We start from the raw sequence: 23,743 nt of genomic DNA, 5'->3' as shown, positions 1-23,743 counted from the left end.
GTGCGCCAGATCACCGCCGGCTCCTACGAGGGCAACCCCAAGTGGGTGACGCTCGCGCGCAACCAGGATGTGCTCAACTACGGCGCGCAGCAGGCCTCGGTGAATAACCCGGACCTCTTCAACAACGACTGCTCGGTGATGCCGGTGATCGCCTACCTCTCCGACCACCGCGCCGAGACGCTCGACCGCGTGGTGGCGGCGGCGGCGGGCTTCGCCCAGGCGCACAGTTCGCCCGAACGCCAGTTCCTGCTCGCGGCGGGCAGCGCCGGCATCGAGGCGGCGACCAACATCGTCGTGAAGGAAGCCAACCGCACGATGCTCTTCTACGTGTATGCGGCGGTGATCGTGCTGTGCTTCATCACCTTCCGCAACTGGCGCGCGGTGGTGGTGGCGGTGGTGCCGCTCGCGGTGACCTCGATCCTGTGCGAGGCGCTGATGGTGGTGCTGGGGATCGGCGTCAAGGTCGGCACCTTGCCGGTGATCGCGCTGGGGGTGGGGATCGGCGTCGACTACGCGCTGTACCTGCTCTCCATCCAGCTTGCGCAACAGCGGGCCGGGGCCTCGCTCGCGGACGCACATCGGCGCTCGATTCAATTCACCGGCAAGGTGGTCGCGCTGGTCGGCGTGACCCTCGCTGCCGGCGTCGTGACCTGGATCTGGTCGCCGATCAAGTTCCAGGCCGACATGGGGATCCTGCTGACCTTCATGTTCGTGTGGAACATGGTCGGGGCGCTGATCCTGATCCCGGCCCTGTCGCACTTTCTCCTGAAGAGCCCGAAAGGCGTGCGGCGTGTCGGGGCCATGCCGGTGCTCGGCCTGGCGACGCGATAACAGAGGCGGAACTGATCGATGAGCGTTCAAATGCGTGCGATGACGATATTGAACTTCCCGGCTTGGTCGCAACTGTGGCCGGGCGTGCTGACGGCGATCACGATCGCGCTGGCGGCGAGCTTCGTGTCGGAACACCAGGGCGGACCGCAACTCCTTTACGCGCTGTTCTTCGGCATGGCGTTCAACTTCGCCGCGGAGGGCGAGAAGATCCGCCGCGGCATCGAGTTCGCGTCGCGCCAGGTGCTGCGCTTTGGCGTCGCGCTGCTCGGCGCGCGCATCACCGCGGAGCAGTTGGCCGGGCTGGGTGCGCAGTCGATCGCGATGGTTGCGGGCGGGGTGCTCGCGACCATCCTCTTCGGCGCGCTCATCGGCCGCCTGCTTGGTCGCCCCGGCACGGAGGGGGTGCTCATCGGCGGCGCGGTGGCGATCTGCGGGGCGTCGGCCGCGCTGGCGATCTCGGCGGTGCTGCCGAAGAACGAGGCGAACCAGCGCTTCACGCTCTTCACGGTGGTGGGGGTGACGGCGCTGTCGACGGTGGCGATGATCGTCTATCCGGCGGTCGTGAAGGCCTTCGGGCTGGATGCGAATGCGGCGGCGGTGTTCCTCGGCGGCACGATCCACGACGTCGCGCAGGTCGTCGCGGCGGGCTACATCCTCTCGCCCGAGGTCGGCGACGGCGCGGTCTTCGTGAAGCTCTTCCGCGTGGCGATGCTGCTGCCGGTGGTGGCGGTGGTGTCGGTGCTGTTTCGTGACGGCACGGCGACCGGCAAGAAGCCGCCGGTGCTGCCCGGTTTTCTCGTCGGCTTCGCGGTGCTGGTCGTCGTGAACAGCCTCGGCTTCATCCCCAAGCCGGTGACCGACGCGGCGTCCCATCTGTCGCGCTGGTGCCTGGTGGTGGCGATCGCGGCGCTGGGCGTGAAGACCTCCTTCCAGCAGCTCGCCGCACTGGGCTGGCGCCCGGTCGTGATGCTCACCGCGAACACGGTCTTCCTGGCCGCGCTGATCCTGGGCGGGCTGATGTTGATGCGCTGAGCGGATTCCGCGGGGCGCAACGCTAAAAACAATCATTGGCAGACGGTGACCCCCGGCCCGCTGGACGGGCCGGGAGGGGAAATCTCCGTCTGCATCGAGGAGACACAGAAAAAATGGCTTTGGACAAGCAGGTGGATTGGTCCGACGTGGGGCCGCTCTTCCGCGACGGCATCAGCGTCATGTTCGGCGGTTTCATGGGCGTGGGGACGCCCGATGGCCTGGTGTCCGTGCTGCGCGAGCGGGGCACGAAGAACCTGACCCTCATCGGCAACGATACGGCCGCGCCGGAGACGGGCGTCGGTCCGCTGATCTCCGATGGTCATGTCAGCAAGGTCGTCGTGTCGCACATCGGGACGAATCCGGTGACGGGCAAGAAGATGATCGCGGGCGAGCTGGACGTGGACCTCGTCCCGCAAGGCACGCTCGCTGAGCGCATCCGATGCGGTGGGGCAGGGCTCGGGGGCGTACTGACGCCGACCGGTGTCGGCACCGTCGTGGAGGAGGGGAAGGCGAAGATGGTCGTCGATGGCAAGACCTTTCTCGTCGAGCTGCCGCTGCGGGCCGATGTCGCGATCCTGAAGGCGAAGCGCGCCGATCGCGCCGGCAACCTCGTGTACGAGCGGGCGGCGCGCAACTTCAACCCGATCATGGCGCTGGCCGCGGATCTCGTGATCGCGGAAGTCGATGAGATCGTCGAGATCGGCGAGATCGACCCCGATCATGTGATGACCCCGGCGGCGCTGGTGGACAAGATCGTCCTCACCCGGAGGCTCTGAACATGCAGGCAAAGGAAGTGATCGCACGCCGTGTCGCGCAGGAGTTTCACGAAGGTTACGTCGTCAACCTGGGCATCGGCCTGCCTACCCTGGTCCCGCGCTATCTGCCCGCGGGGATGCACATCACCTTGCAGTCGGAGAACGGTTTCCTGGGCCTCGCGCCGCTCGAAGGCGAACCGCTGCCGGGGGTCGTCAATGCCGGTGGCCAGCCCTGCGGGCTGATGCCCGGTGCGGCGATGTTCGACAGTGCCATGTCCTTCGCGCTGATCCGCGGCGGTCACGTCGACGTCACCGTGCTGGGCGGGCTGCAGGTGGATGAGGAGGGCAATCTCGCGAACTGGATGGTCCCCGGCAAGATGGTGCCGGGCATGGGCGGTGCGATGGACCTCGTCACCGGCGCGCGCAAGGTCATCGTCGCGATGGAGCACTGCACGAAGGAGGGCGAGCCGCGCATCCTCGACCGCTGCACGCTGCCGCTGACCGCGAAGGGTCGGGTGGCGATGGTCGTTACGGAACTCGCGGTGTTCCGCATTACGCACGGCGAATTCGTACTGATCGAGCACGCGCCGGGTGTCTCGGTGGAGGACGTCAGGGCAAGGACGAAGGCGCGCTTCGCGGTTTCGGACGAGCTGAAGGCGATAAATCTCGGCTGATGCGTGCGGGGTCACCCTGCGCCCCCGCCGATTCACGGAGGTCCGGACTGTTGGGGCGGGGACCGCTCGGTGGCGGCGGGTGGAGCGCTCGAAGAAGCCGGCTTCTCGAACGTAGCCACTGTCTTGTATGGCTGCGAGGGCGATGTCGGACCTAAGCTTCGACGCGGTGAAGTGAACGGTTGGTGTTTCGACGGTTTGCCGTCGATCGTCAGCGCATGTGGAAAATGCGGCCCCTAGGTCCGGCTCCTTCAAAGCGCCGACCAGGATTTGAGGGCCATGACGACCGCGATGATCCCGGCCGTGATGCCGAATCCCTGCTGTAGCGAAGGGCCGGAGATCAGGGGGGCCACCCTGCGCCCCAGGATCATGCCGAGAACCGCTCCTGCGACAAAGGGCAGGGCGGTCGCCAGGGGCGCGGGCCGTCCCTGCAGGATGCCCCCGACGAAGGTGAGCGAGCTGGTGAGCGCGATCGCCATCAACGAGGTCGCGACTGCAGAATGTATCGACAGCGGCAATGTGGCACGGATCGCGGGAACGATTATGAATCCCCCGCCAACCCCCAGCAGCCCCGAGAGAAAACCGGTTACAGCGCCAATCAGGGACACGGTGATGGCAACCGGGCGAGTCCAGATCAGCCGCCCGGTCGTTGCGTGCACACGGCCGACTCTGCCGATGGAAGATCGGCCTTCACCCGCCACTGCCGAGCGCACCACGGTGGCGTCGTCCTTCGACACGGTCGCGGTGTAGAACATGCGCGCAGCGACCGCGACAAGCACCAGAGCGAAGATCAGTGTCAGGTTCGTCTGTGACATGCGATCCGCGACCCCGATACCCAGTGGTGCGAACAGGGCGCCGATCGCCGCCATCAACGAGGCTGCGCGATAGCGCACGTAACTGCGCTTCCATGCCATCGCCGTCCCGACCCCCGCCGATATTGCAACGGCCAGCAATGAAACGGTCGCAGCCTGGGTGATCGAATAATCGAGTCCCGCCATCAGCAGCGGCACGGCGAAAATCGAGCCGCCCGCACCCGTCAGCCCCAGCACCAAACCGACGATCAGCCCGATCCCCACGCTCATTGAGGAACCGTGCGATCGGGAACACGGGAAAGTATCGGATGGCGCAAGCGGGATACCTCGTGGATGACAAGTGCGGAGTCGTATACCCCGAATATACGTGCCAGGCAGCCACGATTGTCGCGCTTCGATCCCTCACTGCAAGGGCGGGGCGGCATAGCGCGCGCGAATTCGCATGAGATCCGCCCCGTAATGGCGATAGCCGATGGCGAAGGTGACCGAGGCGGACAGGGCGACGAGCGGTATCAGTTGCATCGCAGAGAGCAGACCGATGCGATCGGCGAGCATCCCCGTGACGAAAGGGCCCGGCGCCAGTCCCAGCAGATTGTTCGCCAGCGTCAGCGTGGCGAAAGCCGTTGCATGGATTGACGTGTGGGTCAGGTTGGCGACCATTGCACCTGCGGGACCCGTGGTCCCAGCGACGAAGAACATGCCCAAGCCTATGACCGCGAACTGGAGCGGGCCCGCCGGCAGCAGGAAGCCCGCAACCAGCAGGACGCAGGAGGTGATCGAATAGACGATTGCGATCAGCCATTTGCGCACGGCGTGATCGCGGCTGAGGCGGTCGGTGATGATGCCGCAACTGGTCATGCCGACCGCACCGATGAGGACGAAGGCCGCGGCCGCGAGACCTGCCTTGTCAGGCGGCAGCCCGTAGTAGCGATTGGCGTAGCTCGGCAGCCACGCGATCATCGACGCCATGGTGAAGAGCTGCAGGCCGCTGCCGACATAGGCGCAGACGACCGAGACCGACGAAAACAGAGCGGAGAACAGGCTGCGCAACGACGGAGGGGCGCACAGCCCTGCGGCTCCGGTCTTGCCTGCGGCGGAACGCCCGGTTTTTCCCGCGGACAAGCGGGTTTCCGTGACGATCACGCCATAAAGGATGACGAGGCTGAGTCCGAACAAGGCCATGGCGCCGAAGGCCCAGCGCCAACCCAGCTGCGTCGATACCACGCCGCCGAGCGCCATGCCCAGGACCGAGCCGACCGCGCCGCCTGCCATGAAGGCTCCGGTCAGAGAGGAGCGCAAGTGCGGCGGGAAGACGCTCAGGATCAGGGCGATGCCCACGCTGCCGTAGGCCGCTTCGCCGACTCCGACGAAAAAGCGCGCGGCGAACATCTGGCCGTACCCCTCAGCCAGCGCACAGGCCATCGTGGCAACGCTCCACAGGCCCGCCATCAGGACGATGCTGCGAACCCGCCCCCAGCGGTCGGCCAGTACCGACAGGGGGAAGCTCAGAAGCCCGACGAGCAGGGCGACGATGCTGTTCAAGGATCCGAGTTGCGTGTCGGACAAGCCCCATTCGGCCTTGAGAACAGGAAATACGGCATTCAACACCTGCCGCGACATGTAGTCGGAAATCAAAAGGCCAAAAGTCAGTGCGAAAACAATCCACGCGAAAGAACGCGACACGGTCTGCGTGTATGGAATGTTCGCGCTCGCGTCAGCGACGTGCGTTGCCACGGTTGTCCCCTCCGGATTTGCCTGGTCGGCCGGGCTCCACACAGGGGGAACCGGCCTCCGGCTTCCTTATAGTTGAAGGTGCGGAGGGGGGATGACGACGCATCCGTCTCCGCGGTAACGGGGTGTCCGGTTGGGGCGTTCGCCCGCCACGTTTCGTCCCGAGACTGAGAGATATCCTACGGCGGTACGCGGCGGGATGCACCCCTCGGTGGTGGGGGGGTATCCCACCCCGCCGGGGCGGGTGGGTGCGGATCAGGCAGATGTGGCAGGCGCCACGTTCATGCGCACGTAGATGGTGCCGACGTCCGGAAAAACGACGCGCGGGCCGGTGCGGCGGACCGGGGCGGAGCCCGAGCCGCATCCGCCGGAGCTGCAGCTGGGCGAGCTGGCGGCCGAGCTACAGGAGCCCGGCCCGCAGCCACCGGTCGGGGCGGGGGCGGAGCCATCGTCCCCGTCATCGACGAAGGGGACGACCTCGACCTCGTAGCCCTTGGCCTTGTACTTCGCGACCAGCTCCGAAAGCCGCGGCTCGCCGATCTGCATCATGCGCATGTAGCCGGCGCGCTCGAGCCGTTCGTGCAGCGCGTCGATTTCGTCCGGGCGATCGGTCCGCATCAGGCTGAGGGGGATGACCTTCTTCGTCGTCATGGCGGTGTCTCCTTCGTCTATGAATTGCTTTTTTGTGCGACCACGTTAAGCACTTTGGCGAAGGTGTAATTGACCTGCCGGGGCGTTGCCTTGACGTTTCGTACCAACGGCGACGGGGCGCCGAATGCGAGCTGCGACCAGTGCCGCGAACGGTAAGGCGATCACTGCTCCCCACCCGTGCGGTGGGGGGAGGCATGAGACAGAAGGTCAAAAAATTGGCTCGCGCGGTCAATCGACCGTCCATTCCCGAAGCGCCTAATCGATTCCGCCAAGCGACGTGTGGATGACCTTTGCGTTCTCCGGTTGCCTCACTCCATTAACGGACATCAGGTGCTTTCGTATGAATACTCAAACCATGACGGTGGACGAGCCCAGGGTCGTCGGCGGAATGCAGAAGACCCGGCCGATCGAGGAGATCAAGAGTGTCGTGATCCGTTTCGTCGGCGATTCGGGCGACGGGATGCAACTCACCGGCAACGAATTCTCAAAATCGGTCGCCCGCGCCGGCCACGATTTCGCGACGCACCCGGACTACCCGTCCGAAATCCGCGCCCCGACCGGCACGCTATTCGGCGTCTCCGGTTACCAGATCCAGTTCTCGTCGGGACAGGTATTCACCTCCGGGGACGCGCCCGACGTGCTTGTCGCGATGAACCCCGCAGCGCTGAAAACCAATCTGCCGGACCTGAGGCACGGCGGGATGATCATCGCCAACGCCGGTGCCTTCAACAAGGCCAACCTGCAGAAGGCGGGATACCAGAGCAATCCGCTCGACGACGGCACGCTGACCGATTTCCGTCTCTACACGATCGACATCTCCGATCTGACGACGCAGGCGCTCAAGGACAGCGGGATCGCGAAGAAGGAGATCGGCCGCTGCAAGAACTATTACGCGCTCGGGCTGATGCTCTATCTGTACAGCCGGCCGATCGAGGACGAAGAACAGAACATCCGCGCGAAGTTCGCGAAGAAGCCGGAGATCGCCGAGGCGAACGTCATCGCGCTGCGCGCGGGCTACGCCTACGCCGAATCGACCGAGATGTTCGTCAGCACCTACCACGTGCGCGCGGCCGACATCAAGCCGGGCCGCTATCGCAGCATCACCGGCAACCACGCGGCGGCGCTCGGTTTCGCGGCTGCGTCGGAACTCGCGAAGGTGCCGCTCTTCCTCGGCTCCTACCCGATCACGCCGGCGACCGACATCCTGCAGGAGTTGTCGGCGCTGAAGCACTTCAACATCACGACCTTCCAGGCCGAGGACGAGATCGCCGGCATTTGCTCGGCGATCGGCGCCGCCTACGGCGGCGTGCTGGGGCTGACGACGACGTCCGGTCCCGGCATGGCGCTGAAGACCGAGGCGCAGGGCCTTGCGGTGATGCTCGAACTGCCGCTCGTGATCACCAACGTGCAGCGCGGCGGCCCCTCGACCGGCCTCCCGACCAAGGTCGAGCAGTCCGATCTGCTGCAGGCCGTCTATGGCCGTAACGGCGAGTGCCCGATCCCGGTGATCGCCTCCCGTTCGCCGGCCGACTGTTTCGACTGTGCGATCGAAGCCTTCCGCATCGCGGTGAAGTACATGACGCCGGTGATCTTCCTTTCCGACGGTGGCATCGGCAATGCGGCCGAGCCGTGGCGAATTCCGGATCCGGCCACGCTGCCGCCGCTGGAGGTCAAATTCCGCACCGACCCGGAAGGATTCCAGCCCTATGCCCGCGACGAGCACCTCGCGCGTGCCTGGGTGCGGCCCGGTACGCCCGGTATGGAGCACCGCGTCGGCGGCCTGGAGAAGCACTACCTCACCGGCAACATCTCGCACGACCCGATCAATCACGAGCGCATGGTCAAAATCCGCGCGGCGAAGGTCGCCGGCATCGCGAAGGACATCCCGCCGCTGCAGATCGAAGGCCCGCAAGGCGGCGACCTGCTGATCGTCGGCTGGGGCAGCACCTACGGCTCGATCGTGCAGGCGCGCGAGCAGGCCGAGGCCGCCGGCAAGTCGGTCGCCCACGTCCATCTGCGCCACCTCAACCCGCTGCCGGCCGACCTGGGCGAGATCCTCGCCCGCTACAAGACCGTGCTCGTTCCCGAACTCAACCTCGGGCAGCTCTCCAAGTTGCTGCGCGAACGCTACCTGCGCGACGTGACCCTCATGTCCAAGGTGCAGGGAAAGATGTTCAAGGTGTCCGAAATCTACGACCGAATCCTGGAACTGTGCTGAGGAACCGACCATGAATCAGATGACTGAGATGAAACAACCCCCACGCTCACTTTGTTCGCTGCCCCCCGAGGGGGCGCTCAGTGGCTTCGGGCGGCCGGGCGCCACTGAAATCAAGCCGCTGACGCGAAAGGACTTCGAGTCGGACCAGGATGTGCGCTGGTGCCCCGGCTGCGGCGACTACGCCTTGCTGGCCCAGGTCCAGAAGCTCCTCCCGACGCTCGGCATTCCGCGCGAGCAATTCGCCTTCATCTCCGGCATCGGCTGTTCGAGCCGGTTTCCGTACTACATGGAAACCTACGGCATGCACAGCATCCACGGCCGTGCGCCGGCCATCGCGAGCGGCTTGAAGCTCGCGCGGCCCGAGCTGTCGGTGTGGGTCGTGTCCGGCGACGGCGATTCGCTCGCGATTGGCGGCAATCACTTCATCCACGCGATGCGGCGCAATATCGGCCTCAAGATCATCCTGCTCAACAACCGCATCTACGGCCTCACCAAGGGCCAGTACTCGCCGACCTCGGAGTTCGGCAAGAAGACCAAGACCACACCGCTCGGCAGCATCGACCGTCCCTTCAGCCCCGTGTCGGTCGCGTTGGGTGCCGGTGCGACCTTCGTTGCGCGCACCGTCGATAGCGATCACCCGCATCTGCTCGACACCCTGAAACGCGCCGCGGAACACCCCGGCACGGCCTTCGTCGAGGTCCTCCAGAACTGCATCGTCTTCAACGACGGTGCCTACAACGCGCTGGCCGACCGGGAGACACGGGACGACGCGCGCCTCCTGCTCCAGCACGGCCAGCCGATGCGTTTCGGCAAGGACGGCAACCGGGGCATCCGCATGCGCGGCTTCGAGCCCGAAGTCGTAACGGTCGGCGAAGGTGGCGTCACGGAAGCCGATCTGGTGGTGCACGACGAATCGGCCGCGAACGGCGGGCTGGCGTTTTTCCTGTCGCAGTTCGCGGCGCCGCTACCCGTACCGCTGGGAGTCTTCCGCGCGGTCGAGGCTCCGGTCTATGAGCAGCTCAGCACCGGCCTTGCGGACGATGCGCGCGCGAAAAGAGGCCAGGGAACGCTCGAAAAACTCTTCAACAGCGGGGATACCTGGACCATCGGCTAAAGCGGACAACGAAAAATAATCGGCTCTACAAAGGCGCGTTCCTGGTCAGCGTCTTCTTGACGGTGGTGTTCGGTTTCCTGCACTGGATACCGCTCGCCAAAGAAGACGCAACCGCATTCAAATGAGTTCTGGAGATTATCGATGAAAGTATTGAAGCGACTGCTTGTCCTGAATGTTCTTGCGGCCGTTGTTCTCGGCCCCCTATCCGGCAGTGCTCTGGCGGCACCCCTGAAACCCGACGAGCAGATCAAGTTCCGCAAGGCGGGCTACGGGTTCATGGCGTGGAACATGCGCAAGATCAAGGGCAACCTCGAAGGCACGTATAGCAATGACGAGGTGGCCAAGGCAGCGGCGGCGGTCGCGGCGGTTTCCAATTCGGGCCTGGGCGCGCTCTTCGGGCCCGGTACCGACCAGGACATCGGCGACTTGAAGACCCGGGTCAAACCGGAATTCTTCCAGCAAGCGGACAAGGTCAGGGAATTGGCACAGGCACTCAACAAGGAAGCCAACGAGTTGGCGAAGATCGCCACGACGGGGGACGTCACCGCGGTGAAGGCCCAGTTCGGCAAGACCAGCGACGCCTGCCAGGCCTGCCACGACCGGTTCCGCAAGGAGTAGGGCGGAGCCGCGCGGCGCCTGCAGCTCCGGGCGCCGCAGCCTTGCTGGAGCGACTGAAGTAGGTGGTGGTGGTGGATTTCTACCGCCAGTGATCCCAAAGGGTGTCCCATCCGGCGTGAGCGTGGAACGACTCAGGCTGGAACGCGACCATCGTCGCCGAATCCTGCGCAGTCATGTCGCCCGCGACGGGGACAGCAATCACGCCGGCAATTGCGCCAGCGGCCAGCAGGCAGGCGGCGATTGCCATCGACCGGAAGAATCTACGCGAGTTATCGAACCGTGGCTGCATGATCGTCTCCGTCTGACCCCATATCCGCGTCTGTGATCGTGCGCGGTTAGTGTGAGATTAGGCCGACGGACGGGAAGCCGCCCCCCCTCCGGAAGGGTAGGGAGATCGAAGGGGAGGGAGATCGTCGCCTTCACCGACGGATGCGTTATCTTCTCCGTTTCATCCAAGGGGGGCGTCGCTCAAGAATGGCCAATTCAAATTTCTTCCGACCTGTTGCGCTCGAACACGCCAGCCGGCTCGTCAATCACGGCCCCACCGTCCTGGTGACGTCCTCCGACGGCACGAGGCGCAACGTCATGGCCGCCGCATGGTCGATGCCCGTGGAGTTCACGCCTCCTCGCATCGCCATCGTGATCGACAAGCGCACCTACACGCGCGAACTCATCGCCGCGAGCGGCGCATTCGCCATCTGCATCCCCGGCGCGGAACTCGTGGATTTGACCTATGCGGTGGGGAGCGCAAGCGGCCGCGACCTCGACAAATTCGCCCGCTACAACATCGAGGCCACGCCCGGACCAAAACTCGGCATGCCCCTGATCGAGGCCGGATGCGCCGCCTGGCTCGAATGCCGCCTGATCCCGGAACCCCACACCGAAGACGCCTACGACACCTGCTTCGGCGAAGTTCTCGCCGCCGCCGCCGATGAGCGCGTGTTCGCCAACGGGCGCTGGGCTTTGACTGACGAGAATGCCGCGCTGCATACGATCCACCATTTGGGTGGCGGGAATTTCGTGCGTGCCAGCAATGCGATTCAGGCTCGTCCGTTGTAGGAAACGGCCCTGGATCTTGACCGCAGTTGATGGGGTTGGGCGGATGTGCCGTCGGCCATGAGTTGCTGCTGGTCCATTTGACGAACCTGTCAGTCGAATGTCCGGTTCGCTCTGATGCCTGCCGGATGGCCTATCCGTGCAACTCGGCCAGACCGGCCGCTCGAGCATTTCCAGACCAGACATTCGCCGGTAGAACCCATGCCGCGGAAGCGGCCGTTGGGTGCGCTCGAGACGATTTAGTCCCTTGAGCGGCAGGTTCGAAGGCGGAACGGTCGGCGAGCTCCGGATCGTGTCGGGCAGCCCGCGGCCACAATCAGCCATTCACTCGCGCTTCGGGCTGACATTCGAGTGACTGCTTCGGTCGGGACACAGACGGACAAACGCCCAAGAACGTCGGACGGCGAACATCGCGGTTAGCGAAATTCCACGGTATTGCCCCCGAAATCATTGCGATCGGCATCAGTTTCCATTGCTGACACCGCAGGAACATTCAGCCCGCATTCAGTTCGCTCCGTTCAGGATAGCGCCACGGTCACTTGAAAGGCCACGGTCCCAACGAACAGGAGAAACCACGATGCGCACCCCTACAGTCATCGCCACCGTCACCCTCGGCGCGAGTTTGCTCGCCGGAGCAGTCGTCGCATCAGCCTTCGCCGGCAATTCGACCGGCGCGGGCGGTGCCCAGTGGCTGACGCCACACGAAGTCCAACTCAAGGTCGAAGCCCTGGGCTACCGCGATCTCACAAAACTGGAGCGCAAGAACGACAAGTACGAGATCAAGGCCACGAACGCGGACGCCCGCTTCGTAAAGATCGACGTCGATCCCGTCACGGGGGCCGTCCTCAAGGCCGAAGTGAAGGGTGACAAGGACACCAACGCCAAGCCGACCAGGGGATTGACCCTGCACCAGGCGCAAGTGAAGGTCGAAGCGATAGGGTATCGCGACCTCAAGGAGATCGAGCGCGACGATGACAAGTTCGAGGTGACGGCCATCGATCGGGACGGACGATTGGTGGAACTGGACCTCGCCCCCTTCACCGGCGAGGTCATCAAGACCGAGGTCAAGCGCAATAACTGAGCTTCTGCCCGAGGGGGCGCCGCCCACGCCGGCGCCACTGCCGTCATCCTGTCTGTAGAGGGTTTCCGATGGTCTTCATCCTCTCCTCGTTCATAGCACTTCTCACCGTCGCTTGGGGTCTCGCCGCGAATGTCGACAGCGGCGGCGGCGGCGCGTCGCTACTGTGGCTGATCCGCGAACAGGCGCTCTATCTCAGCGGCGTGCTGGGCATAGGCCTGATGTCGCTGGCGATGGTGCTGGCTACCCGGCCCGCGGTGCTCGAGCGCCCGCTCGGCGGAATGGACCGCATCTTTCGCCTGCACAAGTGGGCGGGCATCCTCGCCGCCGTGTTCGCGGCGCTGCACTGGCTCATCGAGATGTCCGACGACCTGCTCGAATCCATCTTTGGCGAGGCCGGTCAGGTTCCCAAGGCGCACTTTGGCGCCATACTCGAAAAGCTGCGCGACGCCGGCGAGGAGTTGGGCGAATTCGCGATCTACTTCGTTCTGGGAATGATCGTACTGAGCCTGTGGAAGCGCTTTCCTTACAAGTTCTGGCGCCATCTCCATCGCGCAATGCCGGTGCTGTACCTGCTGCTCGCGTTCCACGCCGCTGTGCTCGCACCACAGGAATACTGGAGCAATGCGGTCGGATGGTTGATGGCCGCCCTGCTCGCGGCCGGCACCGCGGCCTCGATCCTGGCGCTGACCGGACGTATCGGCAGGGATCGGCGTGCGGCGGGCGTGGTTGCGTCCATCTCGTCCCCGGCTCCCGACATCACCGAGGTGACCTGTCGTCTCGACGCCGGATGGAAGGGGCATCGTGCGGGCCAGTTCGCTTTCATCGGGTTCGACCGCATGGAGGGAGCGCATCCCTTCACTATTGCCAGCGCCGACCGCGGCGACCAGACCGTGACCTTCCAGATCAAGGCGCTGGGCGACTTCACGCGTCGCTTGGCGACACGCATCGCCGTCGGCCAGCCAGTCACCGTCGAAGGACCCTACGGACGTTTCCTGCTCGAGCGGCATGATCGGAACGCGCGTCAGATCTGGATCGCGGGCGGGATCGGCATCACGCCCTTCCTGTCATGGCTGGATGCGCTACAGGCTGACCCCGACTCGGCACCGCAAGTCGAACTTCATTACAGCACGCGCAACGCCTCGCGCGATCCTTTCGTCGAGCGGCTGCAGCGACTGTGCGGGAGACTTCCGATGGTTCAGCTTCATATCCACGATACGTCGGCCGGGGCGCCCCTGACATCGGAGCAGTTGGCCGCGTCACAGCCGAATGAGGGGCGCACCGAAGTGTGGTTCTGCGGACCGCGACTATTTGGCGATCAACTGGCGGCTGGGCTGACTTCGATCTGGGGCCGGCGTCTGAGATTTCGTCGTGAGGCCTTCGAGATGCGATAACGGTTAAGGATGGGCGATCAAACCTTCCGATCAATGATTGTTATCCTATTCAGGGGAGCAATATGAGCAACGAAAACTCCCGCACCGAAGTGCAAAAGCTAAAGACTCTGCTTCAATATCAGGACAAAGCAGTCGTGAGCCGAATGCTCGTAAAGAATTCCGCGGGCAATGTGACGCTGTTTGCCTTTGACGGAAATGAGGGTCTTAGTGAACATACGGCTCCCTTCGATGCACTCGTTATCGGCATCGAAGGCCACGCGGAAATTCCCGTCGGCGGCGTCGCTCATTCGGTCGGCGAAGGCGATGCACTGCTCATGCCCGCTGGCGTGCCTCACGCAATCCATCCGATCGGCGGGTTCAAGATGTTGTTAATCATGATTCGAGGCGAATCAGAATAGGCCCTGTGAATCGCGCCGAATTCGCCATACAAAGAGCGAGCGCTCGTCACTGTAACCTGCCCTTGGAGCATTGAAGGCACGGATGACCGCTCAGGGTCGGCTGCCGCCCGCAGGGCGTGGCTCTTGAGTGACCGGTTCCAAGTTCAAGCTGCCCGTGACGCCGCGACATGAAGAACTTCCATCGGAGAGTCAGGACCAGTCAGAAAGCTGTCGTCCAGTCTCTTCAAAGCTCCGTCCGCGCCCGACCCCAAGCCGTCATCCGGATTTCCCTGAAGCTGCCGTTCGGGCATGCTGGGCTTCCGTTAGTTTCGCTACCACGAAGCTGCCGTTCGTGATCTGACGCACCCGGCCATGAAGAGACGTTCGGGCGCGCAGCCCATACGGTACACGAGCGCCAGCTGCAGGATCTTGAAGCTGTCGCTCGAATCTATGACCCCGTCGGCTACTCCTCCTATGGCGGTCGGCTACTCCTCCTATGGCGCTTGGTCACCGACGATCAACGAACGGCCGGCGCCGTCTACCGTCGTCCAACGCGATAGATTACGGCCTTGCATAACTCGATGTGACGTGTCTTGCGCAGTTCTCTCGCCATGGACTTGGCCACCGTCGCTATAGCCCGCGCCCTTGTAGTTCTCCAGAGACGATATGCGTCGCGCGCGTTTAGTTGGAGCTTGACCGGTGCCGACGCGGGCTACCCTCATAGGGGCTAATTGTTGCCTCGTGACGGAAATTTTCTGCACTTGCTCAGACGCCGGTAGAGCGTTGCGCGACTGATGCCCAGGATTTCAGCCGCAAGGCGGACGTTGCCGCTTGTTTCCTGCAGCGCCCGGTGGATCGCGTCCTTCTCCAGTAACGGCAACACGCCTTCCTTACTAGCAGTCGAGTCGAACTGGCTCCGCTGACCGAATATGACCTCTGCGGGGAAGTGTTCCGGTCGAAGCGATTCGCCAGCCGCCGCCATCGCGTCCGCATAGCAGAGCGCATGCTTCAACTCGCGAGTATTACCGGGCCAATCGTACCGTAGCAGAGCGTCAAGGGCGGTCGGCGACAGTTGGCGTGTTCCGTTGCCCATTTCCGATAGCAGAGCACTAATCAAGCGAGGCAGATCTTCGCGCGACCGCAGGGGCGCAAGCGTAAGCGCAAAGCCGTTGATGCGGTAATAGAGATCGGCGCGGAAACGGTTCCCGCGTATTGCACCTGGAATATCCTGGTGCGTGGCGCAGACGAGCTGGAAGTTGATCCTGCGGCTTGTCGTGCCGCCTAGGCGGGTGACTTCGCGCGTTTCCAGCACGCGCAGCAGTCGGGCCTGGAGGTGCAGCGGCATGTCCCCGATCTCGTCGAGGAACAGGGTACCGCCGTCTGCCTGTTCGATCTTCCCGGGCATGCCGCCGCGGCGGGCGCCCGTGTAGGCTCCTTCGACGTGGCCGAAGAGTTCGCTTTCGATCAGGCTCTCTGGAATCGCCGCACAGTTGAGCGCCACCAATGTTCCAGCGGCGTTCCGGCTGCGGACGTGCAGGCTATGCGCGACCACTTCCTTGCCGGAGCCGGTATCCCCAAGCACCAATACCGGCAGGCCGTTCGCAAGTGCCTTCTGGGCCGCCTCGATCTGGTTTGTCAGGCGCGAATCGCCGAATTCCGGCAGCGGATCGGTTTGTCTGGTGTCCTTGGACGACGCGCCGTGTCGGGCCGGGATGACGCCACGCGCCGGTGCTCCGACGCGCGAGGCGAAGAGCCGCACGCCGGAATTTATCAACAACGCTACGGCGTGCCGCGAGCGTGCGAGCGTATCGACGCAGTCCCGGAAGCGCCCCGCAAAGAGGTCTTCGAAATACATCGGCGTGCGCGCGCCATCGGCTCCGATGAAGTCGCGTACCGCCCCGTTCATGGCCAGGACTTCGCCATCGGGTCCGAACGCAATCAACATGTCAAGTCCGCCTGCAGATTGCCCGGCCTGCCAGCTGAGCGAAAGCGTGAGGTGGGCCGGCAATTCGCGGAAGAGTTCCCCCTCAATGGATTGGGCGCACTGACTGACGAGCGCAAGTGCCCCCGGGTCGGCAAACGGCGACTCGCCAGTGATGTCGACGACGCCGGCCAACTGGCCGTCGGGGGCGATGATGGGCGCAGCGGCGCAGTGAAAGATGTTGGTGGCGGAGAAGAAATGCTCTGGACCGAAGACCCGGATCGCACGCCGCTCGCTGATCGCACAGGACATTGCCGAGGTGCCGATCATGTTTTCGGATAGATCCACTCCCTCGCGGAACGCCATTTTCATCGGATCCGGCCGACCGTCGATCGATCCGCCCACCGCGAGCGCGTAGCCGTTGTTGTTGGTCAAAAGTACAGCGTAGCCTGCACCCGAAACGGCCTTGGCGAGGTTGTCCAACGGCGTCCGCGCTGCGCTCAGGAGCGCGTGGTTGGCATCGCGCAGTCCCCGCAGTTGTGCTCGACCGACCGGCTCGAAATCGACCGGATCGAAGGTCGAGCGGTCGGCGGCAGCGCAGCGCACCCACGAGCGCACGATCGCCTCGTCGATGAGGTTGCGGGGAACGTGCCCCTGGTCGAAATACGCCCGCCGCGCAGCGACAGCATTCTGCAGCGCCGGATGGAATGCAGTCTTCGTCATGGGCAGTCTCACAGCACGAACGATCCGCCCCGGGAAAGCGGCGGATACGCTCCACACTATCACCAAAGCCATGTTTATACGCGCATAAACGACGCTTCGGAATAGCCCGCTCGCTCGTGCTGTCCCCCGCTCTAGAAGGGGTATTGAATGCCCTGATCCATCACGCTCACCCACTGCGTCTGGCTGAATTCCTCGAAGCTGGCCGGACCGCCAAAGCGACTACCGTTGCCCGAGGCGCCCATGCCACCGAAAGGCACCTGAAACTCGTTGTTAACGGTCTGGTCGTTGATGTGCACCATGCCCGCGTTCAGGTGGGTAGCCATCCGCTGTGCGCGAGATATCGACGCACTGTGGATTGCCACCGCAAGGCCATAGTCGGAGCCATTGACCAGTGCGACGGCCTCGTCGTCGCTGTCGAATACCGTGATCGGCGCAACCGGACCAAAGATCTCCTCCGTATAGGCCGGCATGTCGGGCGTGACCCCGGCAAGCACCGTCGCGGGGAAAAAGCGGCCATCGCGCTTGCCGCCGGCGAGTACGCGAGCGCCCAGCGCAGCCGAACGTTCGACCACCTCCGCGACCTTTGCCGCCTGACGGTCGTTAATCAAGGGGCCGAGGTGCACCGGGCCGGTAGCGGGATTACCAACGACGAGCTTCGCCGCGCGTACGGCTAGAAGTTCCGCGTAGCGATCGGCGACCTTGCGATGCACGAGGTGGCGACCGGCCTGCATGCAGATCTGGCCCTGATGCAGGAATGCGCCCCAGGCTGCGCAGGAGCTTGCCGACTCGAGGTCGGCGTCGTCGAGGATCACCATCGCGTTGTTGCCGCCCAGTTCGAGCGCGACCTTTTTCAGCATGCGTCCGCAGGTCTCGCCAATCAGCCGGCCGACTGCGGTCGAGCCGGTGAAGGAAATCATTTTCACCCGCGGGTGGCGGACAAGCGCGTCGCCGGTCACTGGACCGCCCGGTAGCACGTGGAACACGCCCTTCGGCAGACCTGCGTCCTCGAAGACTTCGGCGAGGAGCAGACCACCGCAGATCGCGCTCTGCAGGTCCGGCTTGAGGATGACCGCATTGCCCATCGCGAGCGCGGGCAAGACCGAACGCAGGCCGAGCAGGATCGGGAAGTTCCACGGCGCGATCACGCCGACGACGCCGATCGGTAAGCGCTGCCAGTAATTGCGCCGCCCTGGCATGCTCGACGGGAAGATTTCGCCGATCGGCTGCATCGGCATGGCCGCGGCCATGTGCGCCTGCTCGATCGTGGCGTTGAGCTCCCATTCGGCCTTGGGAGGGATCGAGCCGCATTCGCGGATGTTCCAGTGGTTTATCTCGGCGGCGCGCTCCTGCAGTAGTTGCGCGACTTTGCGCAGCACTGCAGCGCGGCGGTCGAAGGGCAAAGCGGCCCAGGCGGGCTGGGCTTCGGCAGCGAGGCGTGCGGCGGCATCGACGTCTTCGATGCTGGCGGTGGAGAGCAGAGCAAGCTGGTCACCGGTGGCAGGTTCGATAACCGGCACAGTGTCGCCACGGCCGGGGGTCCATTCGCCGACGAAGATGCGTTGATGCCAGCGGGTGGTATTTCTGTCGTTCATGTGTCGGGGATCCTTGTCTTGTCAGGCGTGGGTGGTCGGGAAGATCACGTAGCGCAGGTGTATCTGCAGGCCGTAGCTCGGATCCTGTTTGCGCTTGAGGCCGAGGAACTCGTCGTTCTCGTATGCACGGGGAAATCGCCTCATGGTGTTGTCCTTTTCAATGTGGAGCCGACTGCAAGGCGGCCCCTTGGGACATATGGCAAGGAACATTCCAGCACTGGAGTGCCGCACCACGAAGACCTTCTCTTCTTTAAAAACAGTATCTTGCAATACGTCAAGGCAAACCATGTGATGTCGCATCTGTCGCAAAGCGGGATTCTCCGTCTCAATCTGAGATCGAGGAGGCCGCGGGCAACAGATCGGTGGCTGGTTGGCCGGAATCCTGCATGGCGCTAAGATCGGGCCATGTCTGTACGAAGGGTGGTTCCATGACCGCCAGTTCCCCCCGATGGTTGATCGCGGTAGTTGCATTCGACCGCGTCATCCCCTTCCATCTGTCCGTCCCGTGCATCGTGTTCGGAGACGCTGTGCCGGTTGGGGGCCCGTTTGATATTGTCGTCTGCGCCGGAGAGCCGGGGACGCTGCTCACCACCGCCGGATTCGGACTGACCCGGTTAGCGCCTCTGAGCGTCCTGAAAAAGGCCGACGCCGTCGTAGTGCCGGGGTGGCGCGACGTTGCCGAACGGCCACCTGAGCGCCTGCTCAACGCGTTGCGTGAGGCGCATGCGCGGGGGGCGCAGATCGTCGGGCTGTGCCTGGGTGCGCATGTCCTTGCGGAAGCGGGGCTGCTTGACGGCCGACGCGCGACGACGCATTGGGAGCATGCACAAGCGATGGCCGAGCAATTTCCTCAGGTCGAGGTGGACCCCAATGTGCTCTATGTGGAGGACGGTAACGTGCTGACCTCTGCCGGGACCGCGGCAAGCCTCGATGCATGCCTTCATATCTTGCGGCAGCGGCTCGGCGCGGCGGAAGCCAATCATGTGGCTCGGCGACTGGTTGTGTCCCCGCACCGTGAGGGCGGCCAGGCCCAGTTTATCGAGCAGCCGCTCCCCAAGACGGCCGGCGGCACCCGTCTGGCACGCCTGATCGACTCGGTGCGAATGCAACTTGGAGAATCGCACAGCCTCGACAGCCTTGCCGCGCAAGCCAAGATGAGCCGCCGCACCTTTACCCGGCACTTCAAGGCGCTGACAGGCACCACCGTACAAAACTGGCTCCTGTCCGAACGGCTGGCGCTCGCACAGCGACTGCTTGAGCAAACCGATCAGTCCATCGAGCGCATTGCCGTCCTGGCCGGATTCGGATCGGTTGTCTCCCTGCGCCACCACTTCCGCCACGCGTTCGGTGTTGCACCAAGCGCGTGGCGGCAGAGTTTTAGTGCCCGGCCCGAGACGCGCGGCTAGGCCCCCTCCCGTCTGCGAGGAGGCTTGCGCCCGACCGTCAGCGCAAAGCGATTCCTTTGGCCCGATACTGGCGATTTGTGTCCTTCGGGCCACTCGTTCCACCTCTTCCTTGCGCAAACAATACGCACACGTCTGACTCGACGGGCACCTTCCTCCAAGCCGTGCGGACGGAGCGGAAGTGCCGATCATCGGATTTTCCCGATTGATTGCATGCCCCGACAGAAGATGCCGACCCAACATCAATCGTGCTCAAAGGAACAGAGGTGCCCAGATGAAGTTCACACAGATTCGAAACGCCACGATCACCGTCGAATACGCGGGAAAAAAATTCCTCGTCGACCCCATGCTCGCCGAAAAAGGGGCTTTCCCGGGATTCGAAGGTACGGTCAATAGCCACCTTGCCAATCCCACTGTCGGTCTGCCGGTCGCGATCAACGAGATTCTCGACGTTGACGCGGTCATCGTCACCCATACCCATCCGGACCATTGGGACGAGGCCGCGAAGCAACTGCTGCCGAAAGACATGCTGATCTTTGCGCAGCACGACCAGGATGCGCGCGAGATCCGCTCCGCGGGTTTCACCAACGTTCGGGTGCTTCAGGATCGCAATGACTTCGACGGCATCACCATGATCAAGACCGCTGCTCAACATGGCCGTGGCGAAGTTCTCAGTGGGCCGATCGGAGAGATCCTGGGGCAGGTCTGTGGACTCGTGTTCCAGCATCCGCGCGAGAAGACCTTCTACCTTGCCGGCGATACGGTGTGGTACGAGGCGGTCGAAGAAAGCCTGCAGAAGCATGCCCCCGACGTCGTTGTCGTGAACAGCGGTGACGCGCGGGTCTTGCCCGACGAGTCGATCATCATGGGCAAGGAGGACATCTACAAGGTCTTCAAGGCCACGACGGGCGCGACAATCATTGCCAGCCACATGGAATCGGTAAATCACGCCACGCTGTCGAGAAGGGAGTTGCGGGAATTCCTCGACCAGAAGAAGATGGCCCACCGCGTTTTGGTCCCCGAGGACGGCGAGTCCTACAGTTTTTGACTGTTGGTAGAACAGCCGATTGCCTCCATGGGAGGCAATCCGATTTCGAAACGATTAAGGAGTGATAAGGCCATGTCCATCGAGGAAAACAAGGCTTTGGTGTAGCGTTTCTACGATGCCATCGGGCGAAGGGACGTCGATACCGTCAGGGAGTTGTGCCATCCTGACTTTGTCTTCTATACGCAGGTCGACACGCCGCACCCGGGCGCCGACGGTTTCATCAATCCCGAAAAGAAGAACTTCGATGCATTCGAGGAATTCAGAATGCCGATCAAAACCATGCTCGCCGAGGGGAACAAGGTGGCCGCTCACCTGGTGTTTGAAGGCAAACAGACGGGGGAATGTCTTGGCATTCCCCCGTCTGGGAACTTCCTCAGATTTTCGCTGATGATGCTGCTGACGATCGCGGACGGAAAGATCATCGAGAAAAGGGCTCATTACGACCGGCAGGACATCATTCGCCAGTTGAGCGCGCGATCTTAAGGGGCTAATGAGGCATCTACCCCTCGGTCTTCGGCTGCGGGTCCAACCGCCTGTTCGCCGGAAATCGAGGGGAAGTGCATCGCAATCGACGGCAACGGTCAAGCCGGGATGGGCGGGCCCGAATGGGTCCCGCTTCAACTACCGAAGTCATGCGTGCGGCGCACCGTTTGCGAGGGCAGTTCGCCAAACATCCTCTTGTAGTCGGTCGCAAAGTGCGACAGGTGCCAGAATCCCCAGCGTGCAGCGATATCGGCGATCGTGCCGGCCTGCACGCTTGTTCGCTTCAAGGCGCGTCGCACGCCGTTAAGGCGCATTGCACGCAGGAAGCTCACCGGATTGAGGTCGAGTACATCCTGAAAACTGTATTGCAGGGTTCGGCGGGAAACGCCGAGTTGGACGCAAAGATCGGCGACAGTGATGGGCTCGTCGATATGCGCGTTCATGTATTCGCGCGCACGCTCGACGATCGACCGGCGGGTATTGCAGGGCGGCGGCACCCGGGGTTGGGTGTCGGAGGAGGCAGCCGCAATCAGGCTGCCGTAGATCGCGTGCGTGACCGCCTTGCGCATGGCTGCATGGCGGAGCATGTCGGGTGTCGCCCGCAGGTTCACAGTGAGGCTAGTCAGGAAATCGCGCAACGCGGCTGCCTGCTCGGGTGATGTATGAACGGCGTGCCGGTGCCTGAGTTCTGCGCCGAAATCGCAGTGCTCGACTTCCGCTGCATAGGTATTGAGTGCCTGGGCGTCGGTGGTTACGACAATGATGTCCAGGAGCCGGGGGGTACGGAAGTCTAGCTCGTCGCCACTGCGCATCGCGACGACCGAATCCAGGTCAAGGACGTCACCGCAGAACCAGCCGCTACCCTCGACCTCGATCGGGATGCCGAAGGTACAGGAACCTTGCCATGCATCACCCGCCTCGTGGATGGATTGGTCGGTCCGCTCACGGAAGATCTGCACTTGATCGAACCAAAGCTCCTCGACGGAGCCGGTAAACGGCCCGGCGGTCAGCTGGTCGTAGTTTTGATTCCAGCGCCGCAGACACGACGCGAGGTCGTCAACGTCATCGGTACTGCGGGTGATGGCGGTGAAGTGCTCGCCGTCAGTACATGACGCGACGGGGTTCATAGCAAATTTACTCCGCACTGAGACTTGTCGTCCGCCCTACCTCCGGGGTTGTCGCGAGGCGTCGAGGTAGCTTGAGCACACCGAGCTAGGGCATGTTCGCCACGGCTGTATGTCGCCTGACGACCTACCGAAGTGAAAAACCCCCAAGGATGATCCGCTGCGGACTCTGCGCAAAGTTCGCCGGTTCGGACAAGCAAAACACGCCTCGGCGGGAGCCGTTGTCCTTGCGAGCGGGCGTAAAGTATCTCATTTTCGTCTGCCTCTTGACGAATCTTCAGCGTAATTCCGATTCGCCCCTTGGACAAGTAACGAAATGGGGGAAACGCCGCAACACACCGCTGATCGCCACGCCGGCATTTCGGCCCGGGATCGGCCGCCCGGGTCTCCGGAAGTGAGGAATATGAAGACCGAAGTGCAGCGTGTGAGCGTCGGGTTGTCCGGTGAAGCTGCCGTAGCTCTTGGATTGGGGCGACCGGCGGCAACGGGTCGGGTGGCGACCAACAACTCTTTTGAATCATCGCCGGAAAGCCGCCGTACCGGTCCTGTCCGATCACGGTACTAGCGCGTCTAGCTCCGGAAGCATGACCACGCTTTCCTGCGCGGTTGGCTCATTGCGGACGCCAATAAAGACGGCCGGCGTCTTGCCGCGATTAACAGCAACATGCGGGACCTTGGCCGGGATAAATAGGTAGTCACCTGGGTGCGCAAGCGCCCTGTGTTCAAGTCGATCCCCGGTGAACAACTCTACTTCCTCGCCGCTGAGTAAATAGAACGCAGATTCGTGGAACTCATGGAGATGCGCCCGCGTTCGGCCCTCCGGTGGCAGCGTGACCATACCGAGAAAGACAGCCGTGGAGCCAACCGTCTCTGCACTAATCCCTGGTGCGTACACGGACCCTTGTTTGCTCATGTAACTATCTGAGCCACGGACGACGCTACCCACTTTCTTTTCGGCGGTAGTGAGCATACTTAGTCTCCTGGGAAAGCTTACGGGAATGCCGTCTCAACTACCCGCCGCGGCCATCCGCATTCTATTGATCCAAGAGTTTGGCGGCGGGCGGAGCCTCAACGGCCCGACGGTCCAGAAATGTGCGACAAGGATCCCCGT

Annotated in this window: 22 protein-coding genes and 1 pseudogene; 14 read left to right on the top strand and 9 right to left on the bottom strand. The window is 63.4% G+C overall.

The annotated features are described in order from the left end of the window. The 4 genes from F464_RS0127335 to F464_RS0127320 all read left to right on the top strand — a co-directional run. A partial coding sequence (locus F464_RS0127335; protein ID WP_026296376.1) for an MMPL family transporter occupies positions 1–831 on the top strand: 831 nt, incomplete at its 5' end. Positions 832–849: 18 nt separating this feature from the next. Continuing rightward, positions 850–1,863, top strand: coding sequence for a YeiH family protein (locus F464_RS0127330; protein WP_018993055.1), 1,014 nt, complete (start codon positions 850–852; stop codon positions 1,861–1,863). A gap of 113 nt (positions 1,864–1,976) precedes the next feature. After that, positions 1,977–2,639 carry an acetate CoA-transferase subunit alpha gene (gene atoD, locus F464_RS0127325; protein WP_018993054.1) on the top strand — a complete coding sequence of 221 codons (663 nt, stop codon included), beginning with the start codon at positions 1,977–1,979 and terminating at the stop codon, positions 2,637–2,639. Between the two features lie 2 nt (positions 2,640–2,641). Next, a complete protein-coding gene (locus F464_RS0127320; RefSeq protein WP_018993053.1) occupies positions 2,642–3,292 on the top strand; it encodes a 3-oxoacid CoA-transferase subunit B in 651 nt (216 codons plus the stop codon). A gap of 248 nt (positions 3,293–3,540) precedes the next feature. Here the strand turns inward: F464_RS0127320 and F464_RS0127315 are convergent, their stop codons facing one another. The 3 genes from F464_RS0127315 to F464_RS0127305 form a co-directional block, all read right to left on the bottom strand. After that, on the bottom strand, positions 3,541–4,371 hold the full coding sequence (locus tag F464_RS0127315; protein ID WP_018993052.1) for a sulfite exporter TauE/SafE family protein: 831 nt from the start codon (positions 4,369–4,371) through the stop codon (positions 3,541–3,543). 132 nt (positions 4,372–4,503) lie between these two features. Then, complete coding sequence (locus tag F464_RS0127310; RefSeq protein ID WP_018993051.1) at positions 4,504–5,835, bottom strand: MFS transporter; 1,332 nt, start codon at positions 5,833–5,835, stop codon at positions 4,504–4,506. A gap of 252 nt (positions 5,836–6,087) precedes the next feature. Continuing rightward, positions 6,088–6,483 (bottom strand): hypothetical protein, encoded by a 396-nt coding sequence (locus F464_RS0127305; protein WP_018993050.1) that lies wholly within the window; start codon positions 6,481–6,483, stop codon positions 6,088–6,090. 340 nt (positions 6,484–6,823) lie between these two features. On the opposite strand from F464_RS0127305, the gene F464_RS0127300 reads away from it, so the two are divergent. From F464_RS0127300 to F464_RS0127290, 3 genes are all read left to right on the top strand, one after another. Next, a complete protein-coding gene (locus F464_RS0127300) occupies positions 6,824–8,701 on the top strand; it encodes a 2-oxoacid:acceptor oxidoreductase subunit alpha (RefSeq protein WP_232429049.1) in 1,878 nt (625 codons plus the stop codon). A 10-nt stretch (positions 8,702–8,711) separates the two neighbouring features. Then, positions 8,712–9,815, top strand: coding sequence for a 2-oxoacid:ferredoxin oxidoreductase subunit beta (locus F464_RS0127295; protein WP_018993048.1), 1,104 nt, complete (start codon positions 8,712–8,714; stop codon positions 9,813–9,815). Positions 9,816–9,956: 141 nt separating this feature from the next. After that, the gene (locus F464_RS0127290; protein WP_018993047.1) at positions 9,957–10,433 is read left to right on the top strand and encodes a c-type cytochrome; all 477 of its coding nucleotides are present in this window, start codon (positions 9,957–9,959) and stop codon (positions 10,431–10,433) included. Between the two features lie 79 nt (positions 10,434–10,512). Here F464_RS0127290 and F464_RS0127285 read toward each other — a convergent pair whose 3' ends face one another. Continuing rightward, positions 10,513–10,722 carry a hypothetical protein gene (locus tag F464_RS0127285; RefSeq protein ID WP_018993046.1) on the bottom strand — a complete coding sequence of 70 codons (210 nt, stop codon included), beginning with the start codon at positions 10,720–10,722 and terminating at the stop codon, positions 10,513–10,515. A 140-nt stretch (positions 10,723–10,862) separates the two neighbouring features. On the opposite strand from F464_RS0127285, the gene F464_RS0127280 reads away from it, so the two are divergent. The 4 genes from F464_RS0127280 (at position 10,863) to F464_RS30690 (ending at position 14,359) form a co-directional block, all read left to right on the top strand. Then, positions 10,863–11,492, top strand: a complete 630-nt coding sequence (locus tag F464_RS0127280) for a flavin reductase family protein (RefSeq protein ID WP_157354263.1) — start codon at positions 10,863–10,865, stop codon at positions 11,490–11,492. A 574-nt stretch (positions 11,493–12,066) separates the two neighbouring features. Beyond that, positions 12,067–12,570, top strand: a complete 504-nt coding sequence (locus tag F464_RS30695) for a PepSY domain-containing protein (RefSeq protein WP_018993044.1) — start codon at positions 12,067–12,069, stop codon at positions 12,568–12,570. Positions 12,571–12,638: 68 nt separating this feature from the next. Continuing rightward, complete coding sequence (locus F464_RS0127270; protein WP_018993043.1) at positions 12,639–13,961, top strand: ferredoxin reductase family protein; 1,323 nt, start codon at positions 12,639–12,641, stop codon at positions 13,959–13,961. Positions 13,962–14,023: 62 nt separating this feature from the next. Further along, entirely contained in the window at positions 14,024–14,359 is a 336-nt protein-coding gene (locus F464_RS30690) for a cupin domain-containing protein (RefSeq protein WP_084600618.1), read from the top strand. A 706-nt stretch (positions 14,360–15,065) separates the two neighbouring features. Here F464_RS30690 and F464_RS0127260 read toward each other — a convergent pair. From F464_RS0127260 to F464_RS31965, 3 genes are all read right to left on the bottom strand, one after another. Continuing rightward, the gene (locus tag F464_RS0127260) at positions 15,066–16,982 is read right to left on the bottom strand and encodes a sigma-54-dependent Fis family transcriptional regulator (RefSeq protein WP_018993041.1); all 1,917 of its coding nucleotides are present in this window, start codon (positions 16,980–16,982) and stop codon (positions 15,066–15,068) included. A 131-nt stretch (positions 16,983–17,113) separates the two neighbouring features. Further along, entirely contained in the window at positions 17,114–18,574 is a 1,461-nt protein-coding gene (locus F464_RS0127255) for a benzaldehyde dehydrogenase (protein WP_018993040.1), read from the bottom strand. Between the two features lie 21 nt (positions 18,575–18,595). Further along, positions 18,596–18,718, bottom strand: a complete 123-nt coding sequence (locus F464_RS31965; protein WP_269744923.1) for a hypothetical protein — start codon at positions 18,716–18,718, stop codon at positions 18,596–18,598. A 284-nt stretch (positions 18,719–19,002) separates the two neighbouring features. Here F464_RS31965 and F464_RS0127245 point away from each other — a divergent pair, with 284 nt between their 5' ends. The 3 genes and pseudogenes from F464_RS0127245 to F464_RS0127235 form a co-directional block, all read left to right on the top strand. After that, positions 19,003–19,980 carry a helix-turn-helix domain-containing protein gene (locus F464_RS0127245; protein WP_026296370.1) on the top strand — a complete coding sequence of 326 codons (978 nt, stop codon included), beginning with the start codon at positions 19,003–19,005 and terminating at the stop codon, positions 19,978–19,980. A gap of 178 nt (positions 19,981–20,158) precedes the next feature. Further along, positions 20,159–21,025, top strand: a complete 867-nt coding sequence (locus F464_RS0127240) for an MBL fold metallo-hydrolase (protein ID WP_232429047.1) — start codon at positions 20,159–20,161, stop codon at positions 21,023–21,025. Positions 21,026–21,142: 117 nt separating this feature from the next. Then, positions 21,143–21,508, top strand: a pseudogene (locus tag F464_RS0127235) (ester cyclase); the annotation flags it as partial. Between the two features lie 134 nt (positions 21,509–21,642). Here the strand turns inward: F464_RS0127235 and F464_RS0127230 are convergent. Both F464_RS0127230 and F464_RS0127225 read right to left on the bottom strand, forming a co-directional pair. Further along, a complete protein-coding gene (locus F464_RS0127230) occupies positions 21,643–22,635 on the bottom strand; it encodes a helix-turn-helix domain-containing protein (RefSeq protein ID WP_018993035.1) in 993 nt (330 codons plus the stop codon). A 550-nt stretch (positions 22,636–23,185) separates the two neighbouring features. Next, complete coding sequence (locus tag F464_RS0127225; protein ID WP_018991465.1) at positions 23,186–23,602, bottom strand: cupin domain-containing protein; 417 nt, start codon at positions 23,600–23,602, stop codon at positions 23,186–23,188. Positions 23,603–23,743: the final 141 nt, after the last annotated feature.

Origin of the sequence: Aromatoleum toluclasticum ATCC 700605 (assembly GCF_000378245.1) — a bacterium.
Classification (GTDB): domain Bacteria; phylum Pseudomonadota; class Gammaproteobacteria; order Burkholderiales; family Rhodocyclaceae; genus Aromatoleum; species Aromatoleum toluclasticum.
Note: the sequence above shows the minus strand (reverse complement) of the source record. Positions and strands in the feature narration are given on the sequence as shown.